Consider the following 8489-nt stretch of genomic DNA (forward strand, 5'->3'; position numbering starts at 1 on the left):
GAGATTCCCGTGACCCGATCAGCGCATGTTCAGGCCTTCTTCGACGAAGCTACCCATACCGTCACCTACCTGGTGGCCGATCCCGCTACCTGCCAGGCGGCGGTCATCGATCCCGTGCTGGACTACGACCCCGCCTCGGGCACGGCGGCCACGGTGTCAGCGGACCGGGTACTGGATGCCGCCAGCGCCCAGGGCCTGCGGATTTCCTGGGTGCTCGAAACGCACGTGCACGCCGACCACCTGAGCGCGGCGCCTTACGTAGGAGAGCGGACGGGCGCCAGGGTGGGTATCGGCGAACATGTCCGCCAGGTGCAGCACGTCTTTCGGGGAGTCTTTAATCTGGCGGCCGTCTCCGGCGATGGCAGCGAATTCGATCGCCTGTTTCGCGACGGCGACCAACTGGCCCTGGGAGAACTGGCCATCGAGGTGATTCATACCCCCGGGCATACGCCGGCATGCGTGTCCTACAAGATCGGCGATGCCATCTTCGTGGGCGATACCTTGTTCATGCCCGACTACGGTACCGCCCGCGCGGACTTCCCCGGCGGGGACGCTCGGGCCTTGTATCGATCGATCCGCCGCCTGCTGGCCTTTCCGGACCGGACCCGCCTGTATGCCTGCCACGACTACAAGGCGCCGGGCCGCGACACCTATGCCTGGGAGAGCACCGTCGCCCAGCAGCGAAATGGAAATGTCCATGTGCGCGAAGGGGTGACGCAAGAGCAGTTCGTGGCCATGCGCCAGCAGCGTGACGCGGCGCTTTCGACACCCAGGCTCATGCTTGCGTCGGTCCAGGTGAACATCCGGGCTGGCCGCTGGCCGCAGGCGGAGGCCAACGGCGTGGCTTACCTGAAGATCCCCTTGCGGCGCCGCCACCACAGCCAGATGCCGCTGCCGCCCAGCCCGGACAGCGCCAGTCCCAGCAGCGCGACCCCGGCCTGACCGGGCGCGCCGGCCAGCTCGCCGGTGTGCAAGGGATAAACGAAGGCGTTGATCCGCGCGCCCGGATCCAGTTCGTCCCAGCGGTGGGCGGCCAGCACCGCGCCGCTGCGCGGATCGAGCCAGACGGTCGAGCGGCCATTGGGGTGCGGGTCGCCGGGCAGGCGCATGCGCACGGCCATCGGCCGGTCAGCGTGCGGGGTGTACAGGAAGTAGCCGATCCGCCCTTGGGGAAACGTCGCCCGCGCCGCGACGGCCAGGCGGTCCAGCGAAACCGTCGGCCCGCTGCCGGCCGGCAGCGCCGGCGGCATCGTGCGCGGCGCGGCGGCAAGCCAGGTGATCCACGCGCCGATGGGGCGCCACGCCAGGTACGCGCCCGAGCCGACGCTCAGCGCCAGCGCCGCCGCCAACGCCACGCCGCCGCTGCGGTGCAGGTCGAACAGCGCGCGCAGCGTGCCCTTGCGCAATTCCATGCGCAAGGAAGGCGGCCACTTGCGCGGCCACCACAGCACGATGCCCGAGAGGGCCAGCAGCAGATAGGCCAGGGCGGCAAGCGCCAGCACGGCCTTGCCGGCGCTGCCCATCCACAGCGCGCTATGCAGCGCGTGCAGCTGCGCGAGCGGGTCGGACTGCTTGGCGCGCCGGCCCAGTTCAGCGCCGGTGGCCGGATGCAGGTATAGCGTGCCTTCCCATGCGCCGCGCACCAACACGTGCAGGGTCTGGCCCTGGCGGCGCGGCGGCCGGAAAGTGAAGGCGGCCGCCGGGCCGAACTCGTGGGCCAGGCGTTGGAGCAGCGATTCCAGGCTGGCCTGGCCCGCGCCCGCCTGCGCGGCGGCCTGGAAATAGCCGGGATGCAGCCAGCGGTCCAGCGGATGCCCCACGGCAAGCAGCGCGCCGCTCAGGCCCGAGACGACCAGCACCCACCCCAGGCCCAGCGCGACCCAGCGATGGCACGCAAGCCAAAGGCCGCGCAGGCGTTTCATGGCCGTGCCGGGGGCCGATGCGGGGCGGGCGGACAACGGCGCTCAATAGGCCAGCCGGAGCTGCGCATACACCATCCGCGGCGCGCCCGCCATGCGTCCGCCATTGGTATCGGTATTGCGGGTGTAGTAGCGCCGGTCGAACAGGTTGTTCACGCCCAAGGCCAGGTCGCTGCCCTGCCTGCCCGGGATCTTGTAGCTCAGCTGCGCGTTCCAGACGCTGAAGCCCGGCACGCGCCCGTTGCGCGCGTCGGCCGATTCCGGCCCGGTATTGGCGGTGTCGCTCCACTGGCTGCCCTGCGCGGTGGTGAACAGGTTCAAGGTCCAGTCGCCGCGCGTATAGCGCCCGCCCAGCATGCCGGTCTGGCGGGAATAGAAGGGCACTTCCCTGCCTTCGAACTCTCCCGATTCCTGGATGGCCCGCACATAGGTGTAGTTGGCGTAAAGGTTCAGGCCGGCCAGCGGCCCCGATTCGTCGAAGTCGTAGTCCAGCGCGAACTCCACCCCGTTGTGCGTGGTCGCGCCCAGGTTGCGAAAGACCGCCGGGTTGGTGCCGGGAATCGACAGGATCTGGTTGTCGAAGCGCAGGTTGAACGCGGTCAGCTCGGCGCGCACCTGCCTGCCCGCGTAGCGCAGGCCGGCCTCCAGCGTCTTGGCCACTTCCGGCTTGAGCGGATTGGATTCGGACATCGAATTGAGCTGCGTGTACTGCACCGCGCCGAACGAAGTGCTGTAGTTGGCATACAGCGTCAGCGCGTCGCTGTACAGGTAGGCCAGGTTCAGCGAGGGCAAGGCCCGGTTGTTGCGCACGTGAAAGGGCGAATCGTCGGCCGTGCCGCTGGGCTGGCGGTCGCTCCGGATCCGCTCGTAGCGCACGCCCGGCGTGATCCGCCAGTTGCCATAGGCAATGCGGTCGTCCAGGTAGAAGGAGTGCGCGCGCGTCTCGTTGTCGAATACCTGGGCCGCGCCGACGCGCTGGCCGGTGGCCAGCGATACCGCATGGCGCCTGTCCTGCCCCGTCTCGTGGATGTAGCGGTAGCCGACGGTCACGTCGTGCTGCGTCGGGCCCCACTGCATGCGGCGGGTGTAGCGCGGCTCCATGCCCAGCACCTGGTTGTTGCGCGGCTGGAACTCGTTGCGGTTCTGGCTGGCGTTGACCAGCGAGCTCTCGCGCGAGCTGTCGTAGTGATAGGCGCGGATCTCCAGCTCTTGCGTATCCGAGATCGCATTGAGATAGCCGACATCGACCTGGTCGCGCTTGCCTTTCCAGTAGTCGGTCGGGTGGGTGTTCTGGAACCGATCGCGGCGGTACTCGTCGGCGGTCAGCCCGCCCGGGGTCATGGACTTGACGTCGTAATGGGCGATCTTGCCGTACACCTCCGAGGTGGGCGAGAGTTCGTAGCGCCATTTCAGCGCCAGGTCGTTATAGCGGTCGCGGCTGCCGTCGCGCCATTGCTGGCCGTCCATGCCCGAATAAAGCACTGCCAGGCCCAGGCCGTTCTGCAGGTGGGTGCCGGCAAACGCCGTGTATTGCCGGTTGGCGCCCCCGTGGGCAAAGGTGTTGTAGCGCACCGAGGCATCGGCGCTCAGCCCGCCTTGCAGCGGGATCGCGCGCGTCTTGAAGTTGACGATGCCGCCGACGTTCTGCGGGCCGTAACGCACCGCGCCGCCGCCGCGCACCACGTCGATGGATTCAAGATTGCCCAGGCTGGTGGGCGCGAGCACCAGGTTCGGCTGCCCGTAGGGCGCCATCGCCAGCGGTATGCCGTCGATCAGCATGGTCGAGCGAAAGGAGTTGCGCGGGTTCAGCCCGCGGATCCCGACGTGCAGCCCCACCGAGCTGCCGGCCGCGCTGGTGCTGCCGCTGATCTGCACACCGGGGATGCGGCGCAGCACGTCGGAGATGCTGGCCGCGCCGCTGTCCACGATTTCCTGGCGGCGCACCACGGTGCGGCCCCCGCCAAAGCCCTGCACGCTGTTCTCCAGCCCGGTGCCCAGCCAGTCGCCGCTGACCGTGAGGGTTTCCAGCGTATAGGCGCCGGGCGGCGCCTGGTCGGGCACGCCGGCCTTGGCAGCAGCTTCCTGCGCCGCGCGGGAGGGGTCCTGGATGACGTAGCCTTCGCCGGGCTGGGGCCGGGCCTGCAATCCGGTGCCCGCCAGCAGCCGGGCCAGTCCCTCGGCCACGGTATAGCGGCCCTGCAGGCCTGCCGTTTGCAGGCCCTCGGCATCTTCGGGCCGGAAGGCCACGGTCACCCCGCCTTCGCGTCCCAGCGTGGCCAGGGCCTGCGCCAGCGGGCCGGCCGGGATCCGGTATTCCCGCCCGGCCTGGGCGGGCGCGGCTTGCGCCAGCGCCTGCGGCGCATGCCCGGCGGCGCCCGCCACCGCGCAGGCCGCCAGCGCCGCCAGCGCCACACGCGCGATATGGGGCTTGGTCTTGCCCTGGCCGCCTGCGGCGCTGGCCGCGGCGGCGCGCCGGTATGTCGTCGTTCCCAATTTCCCATCCCTTGGTCAATGTCCTGGCCCGTATGCCGGACGGCAACAGGGAAAAGGGACAGGCGGGCTGCCGTTAAGTTGAAACAAAAAGAAACGGACCGGCTAGGCCGCGCGGGCCGTTACCGTCACCCAGTAACGGGTGCGCCGCACGAGGCGCACCGGCAAGGTCCGAGCCACGATGCCCAGGATGTGCTCGGGATCCTCCAGGCGAAACACGCCCGACACCCGCAGGCCCGCCACCCGCGGGTCGCACACGATCAGCCCGGGCCGGTAGCGCGACAGCTCTTCCAGGAAGGCGTCCAGCCGCATGCCCTCGGCCTGGAGCATGCCGCGCGTCCAGCCTGGCGCTGGCCCCGCGGGCGTCGCGGCGGTGGGCGGCGCAGGCCGGGCCGGCCCGAACCCCGTGCTGGTAAAGCGCAAGGCCTGGCCGGCCTGCACGATCCGGCGCGAGCCGTCCGGCAAGGCGGCCTCCACGCTGTGTTCGAGCACGATCAACAGCGTGGCGTCCTGGCCCCCGTCCAGCCGCCGGACGGTAAAGCGCGTGCCCAGCGCGCGCAGCCGCCCCTGCGGCGTGCGCACCAGGAAAGGCCGGGCCGCCGCGTGCGCATCGGCAGCCGTGCGCACATAGATCTCGCCGCGCCGCAGCAGCACCAGGCGCGCCTGGTCCGAATAGCGCACCGCCATGTCGGTGGCGGTGTTCATCTGCACCTGGCTGCCGTCGGCCAGCACGAGCTCGCGGCGCTCGCCCACGGCGGTCCGGTAGCCGTCCCCGCCGCCCTGGGGCAGGTGGCGGTAGCCCAGCCAGGCAAGGGGCACGCCGGCCCCCAGCACGGCCACTGCCTTCAGGACGGCGCGCCGGTTGGCGGGATCGCGCCGCGTCAGCACCGGCACGCCCAGCGCCGGGGATACCGCGCCGAACTTGCGGCTCAGCCGTTCGGCGCGTTGCCAGGCCAGTTCATGCTGGTCCCTTGCCCGGCGCCAGCGCTCGAAGGCCTCGTAGTCGCCGGGCCCGGCCTCGCCCGAATGCAGGCGCACCAGCCAGCGCGCCGCCTCGCGGATCACGGCGGCATCCAGCTGGGTCGAAGCCGGGACGGGGGGCACGGCGCGTCAGTCCAGCAGCGTCAGGCACAGGGCAAAGCCCTGGGCCATGTAGCGTTTGACGGTGCGCTCGCTCAGCCCGGTGCGGGCTGCGATCTGCGCATAGCCCAGCCCTTCGAGCTGCGACAGGACGAACACTTCGCGCGCCTTGGGGGCCAGCCCCGCCAGCAGGCCGTCCAGTTCCTGCAGCGCCTGGCGCATGGACAGCAGCGTTTCCGGCGAGGCCGCCACCTCCTGCGGCAGTGAGGCAAGCGCCTGCAGCCAGGCCTGCTCCAGCGAACGGCGGCGCCAGTGATCGTTGAGCAGGCCGCGCGCGATCGTGGTCAGGAAGGCGCGCGGCTCGCGCAGGCTGGCCGTCGCGTCGGCGCGGCGCAGCACCCGCAGGAAGGTGTCGTGCGCCAGGTCGGCCGCCTCGTGGCTGCAGCCGAGCCGACGGCGCAGCCACTGGCATAGCCAGTCGTGGTTGTCTTCATAGAGGATCTGAAGCGGGGTGGACATGGTCGATCGCCCGTCGCGCGATGCCGGCGTGAAAATAGCGGGGCCAGCCTCGCTATCCTTAGTCACGAGAATAATACCAAGAATTATTCTTATTAATAGATCAGGACGGCCGGCGCCCGGTTCTTTCAATAATGCCGGACATGGTCCATAGTCATGCGGACCGCATTTCCGGCAACCCCGCTTCGCCATGTACATCCCCGCCCATTTCGCCGAAACCCGGCCAGAGGAACTGGCCCGCATCATCAAGGACCATCCGCTGGGCATGCTCGTCACGCACGACGCCCAGGGGCTGGACGCCGACCACATCCCCTTCGAATTCGACCCCGGCGCCGGAACGCACGGCATGCTCACGGCCCACGTGGCCCGCGCCAATCCGGTCTGGCAGCGCTGCCCCACGGGCACGCCGGTCATGGTGGTGTTCCGGGGCGCCGAGGCCTATGTCTCGCCCAACTGGTATCCCAGCAAGCACGAGGCGCACCGCCAGGTGCCGACCTGGAACTACGAGGTGGTGCATGCGCATGGCGTGCTGACCGTGCGCGACGACGAGCGTTTCGTGCGCGGCGTGCTCGCCCGCCTGACGCGCCGGCACGAAGCCGCGCAGGCCCGGCCCTGGAAGATGTCGGACTCGGCGCCCGAGTTCATCGACGGCATGCTGGGCCACATCGTGGGCATCGAGATCGCCGTCACCGCGCTGGCCGGCAAGCGCAAGCTCAGCCAGAACCGCGAAGCGCGCGACCGCCTGGGAGCCGCCCAGGCGCTGGCCGAGCTGGGGCATGCCGAACTGGCGCGGCATATGCGCGATCCGGGCTAGGCCCGGGCGCCGGCCCTGGGCGGCGTGGCGCGTTTGCTATAAGAATGGCTGTAGCAGCCTAGCAGGTAGGGAAATGTCGATTCGAATCTTGATCCGAAGCGCTGCCGCGCTGTCCTTCGCCGCGCTGATCGCCGGTTGTTCTTCCGGTGCGCCCGCCAACCCCGCCCAGCCCGCCAGCCATGTCCGCAGCGACGACTGCGTCGCCGAGCCCAGCCGGTGCCGGTACGAAGCCGGCGAGCGCGAGTTCGCCGAACAGGAGGCCAAACGCCTGAACCGGGAGTCGGCCAGGAAGCTGCGCCGGAGTTCCTGGTGGTGAGGGGCGAGCGTAACGGCCTGGACGCGCCGCGCGTTCGGGCCATCGCCGGGCCAGGCCCGGCCCGCGGCGATCGGGACGGCCGCTGATGGCCGGCAACGCCGGCCGCGACGTCCAGCACTGGAATGGCGTCGCCCAGGCCTGGATCCAGTGGGCCCGCACGCCCGGCCATGACGTGTTCTGGGCGTACCGGGCCGCGCTTGCCGCCTACATTGGCCAAGGCCGTGGACAGGCGTTGGAAGTCGGCTGCGGCGAAGGGCGGGTGTCGCGCCTGCTTGCCTCGCTCGGCTACGAAGTGACCGCCGCCGAGCCGGTGCCGCGTTTGCTCGAGGCCGCCCGCCAGGCGGAGTCGGCCCAGCGGTACGTGGCATGCGAGGCGTCGCGATTGCCATTTGCCGACGGCAGCTTCGATCTCGTGGTGGCCTACAACGTCCTGATGGACATCGAGGACATGCCCGCGGCGCTGGCCGAAATGCGCCGCGTCATGCGGCCCGCCGCAACGCTGGTGGTCTCCATCGTCCATCCGCTGGCCGATGCCGGCCGCTACGACGGCGATGCGCCGGATGCGCCCTTCATCGTCACGCAACCGTATTTCGGGCGCAAGCCGTTCGAAGGCTCGGAAAGCCGCAACGGGCTGACGATGTCCTTCTTTGGATGGACGCAGCCGCTGCACGCCTATGCCGATGCGCTGGAGGCTGCGGGACTGGCCATCACTTCCCTGCGTGAACCCGTGCCGGAAGCGTCGCCGGCCGCGTCCGGCCTGGAACGGTGGAAGCGGCTGCCCCTGTTTCTCTGGCTGAAGGCGCAGCGCTTGCCGCCCGCGTAGGGCCTGGCGGCTTGAAGGCCTGGGCTTGAGAGTCTGGGCTGGAGGGCGTCCTGGCGCGCCTACATGCGCTCTCCGGGCAGACGGCTGGCCTGGCCTACCCAGTCGGCGAATTGCGCTTCGTCGAATTGGTCCTCGTGAACGTGCAGGTAGCGCACGGCTTGCTGCTTGGAGGCGACAGGCGGCGGCGGATCCAGCGATGCGCCGCGAAAGAACGCCACCTTGATGTACTTGGCAAAGCAGTGAAAGCTTAAAAACCAGCCCTCGCCCTCGATCCCGTAGAAGGGCGAATTCCATTTGACCGCCTTGCTTACGCCGGGGACGACCTGTTCGATGAGCGCGTCCATACGCTGCCCGACCCCGTTTTTCCAGCCCGGCATGGCACGAATATACGCCTGCACCGGCTCGTTGCCATATCCCTTGGCAATCTGCGGATTGCCGCCCGAGAGCAGGACGGGCTGCGAAGCGGGCTTGGGGTTTTCCTGCGCCATGTGGCCTCCACGCGGACAGATGAAAGACAAAGCAGATTACCGG

General features: G+C 69.6%; 9 protein-coding genes. 4 read left to right on the forward strand and 5 right to left on the reverse strand.

What is annotated here, in order from left to right:
- Positions 1 to 3 precede the first annotated feature (3 nt).
- Positions 4 to 942 carry an MBL fold metallo-hydrolase gene (locus V8Z80_RS09455; protein WP_442951959.1) on the forward strand — a complete coding sequence of 313 codons (939 nt, stop codon included), beginning with the start codon at positions 4 to 6 and terminating at the stop codon, positions 940 to 942.
- On the opposite strand, the gene V8Z80_RS09460 is transcribed toward V8Z80_RS09455, so the two are convergent.
- The 4 genes from V8Z80_RS09460 to V8Z80_RS09475 all read right to left on the reverse strand — a co-directional run bounded on the left by V8Z80_RS09460 (position 846) and on the right by V8Z80_RS09475 (position 6008).
- Positions 846 to 1922: a PepSY-associated TM helix domain-containing protein gene (locus tag V8Z80_RS09460; RefSeq protein ID WP_336061832.1), complete on the reverse strand. Its 1077-nt coding sequence runs from the start codon at positions 1920 to 1922 to the stop codon at positions 846 to 848. The two genes, V8Z80_RS09455 and V8Z80_RS09460, sit on opposite strands and share 97 nt — an antisense overlap.
- A gap of 42 nt (positions 1923 to 1964) precedes the next feature.
- Positions 1965 to 4331, reverse strand: a complete 2367-nt coding sequence (locus tag V8Z80_RS09465) for a TonB-dependent siderophore receptor (RefSeq protein WP_442951960.1) — start codon at positions 4329 to 4331, stop codon at positions 1965 to 1967.
- Between the two features lie 183 nt (positions 4332 to 4514).
- On the reverse strand, positions 4515 to 5513 hold the full coding sequence (locus V8Z80_RS09470; RefSeq protein ID WP_336061834.1) for a FecR domain-containing protein: 999 nt from the start codon (positions 5511 to 5513) through the stop codon (positions 4515 to 4517).
- A gap of 6 nt (positions 5514 to 5519) precedes the next feature.
- A complete protein-coding gene (locus V8Z80_RS09475; protein WP_155194094.1) occupies positions 5520 to 6008 on the reverse strand; it encodes a sigma-70 family RNA polymerase sigma factor in 489 nt (162 codons plus the stop codon).
- Positions 6009 to 6195: 187 nt separating this feature from the next.
- On the opposite strand from V8Z80_RS09475, the gene V8Z80_RS09480 reads away from it, so the two are divergent.
- The 3 genes from V8Z80_RS09480 (at position 6196) to V8Z80_RS09490 (ending at position 7958) form a co-directional block, all read left to right on the forward strand.
- A complete protein-coding gene (locus tag V8Z80_RS09480) occupies positions 6196 to 6819 on the forward strand; it encodes an FMN-binding negative transcriptional regulator (RefSeq protein WP_336061835.1) in 624 nt (207 codons plus the stop codon).
- A gap of 73 nt (positions 6820 to 6892) precedes the next feature.
- Positions 6893 to 7135, forward strand: a complete 243-nt coding sequence (locus tag V8Z80_RS09485) for a hypothetical protein (RefSeq protein ID WP_155194098.1) — start codon at positions 6893 to 6895, stop codon at positions 7133 to 7135.
- An 85-nt stretch (positions 7136 to 7220) separates the two neighbouring features.
- Positions 7221 to 7958 carry a class I SAM-dependent methyltransferase gene (locus tag V8Z80_RS09490; protein WP_336061836.1) on the forward strand — a complete coding sequence of 246 codons (738 nt, stop codon included), beginning with the start codon at positions 7221 to 7223 and terminating at the stop codon, positions 7956 to 7958.
- 59 nt (positions 7959 to 8017) lie between these two features.
- Here V8Z80_RS09490 and V8Z80_RS09495 read toward each other — a convergent pair whose 3' ends face one another.
- Positions 8018 to 8446 (reverse strand): DUF1801 domain-containing protein, encoded by a 429-nt coding sequence (locus tag V8Z80_RS09495; protein WP_336061837.1) that lies wholly within the window; start codon positions 8444 to 8446, stop codon positions 8018 to 8020.
- Between the last annotated feature and the right edge of the window lie 43 nt (positions 8447 to 8489).

Source organism: Orrella sp. JC864 (assembly GCF_037026685.1).
Taxonomy (GTDB): Bacteria; Pseudomonadota; Gammaproteobacteria; order Burkholderiales; family Burkholderiaceae_B; genus Orrella.